Origin of the sequence: Vibrio sp. M250220, assembly GCF_036533795.1 — a bacterium.
Taxonomy (GTDB): Bacteria; Pseudomonadota; Gammaproteobacteria; order Enterobacterales; family Vibrionaceae; genus Vibrio.
Genome location: NZ_JATABI010000239.1, coordinates 1 through 360, shown reverse-complemented (window position 1 = coordinate 360; position 360 = coordinate 1). Strand labels below are relative to the sequence as shown.

Genomic DNA, 360 nt, shown 5'->3' with positions numbered 1-360 from the left:
CTGTGACGAACATGGTCGCGTGAAAGTCCATTTCCACTGGGATCGCGAAGAGAGAAACCCTGAACATCGTTCATGTTGGGTGCGAGTCTCTCAAGGTTGGGCGGGCAGCCAATATGGCATGGTCGCTTTACCTCGTATTGGGCACGAAGTGATTGTCTCATTTCTTAATGGTGACCCTGATCAGCCCATCATCACGGGGCGCACCTATCATGCGGTCAACAAGCCACCTTATGTTCTGCCCAACAACAAAACCAAAACCGTCCTGCGCAGTGAGACCCACCAAGGGCAAGGCTTTAACGAACTGAGTTTTGAAGACCAAGCAGACCAAGAGCAAGTCTATCTTCATGCGCAGAAGGATTT

General features: G+C 50.8%; 1 protein-coding gene. It reads left to right on the top strand.

All coding sequences use genetic code 11. The features are described from left to right. A partial coding sequence (gene tssI / locus QTN94_RS20610; RefSeq protein WP_331428706.1) for a type VI secretion system tip protein TssI/VgrG occupies positions 1–360 on the top strand: 360 nt, incomplete at both ends.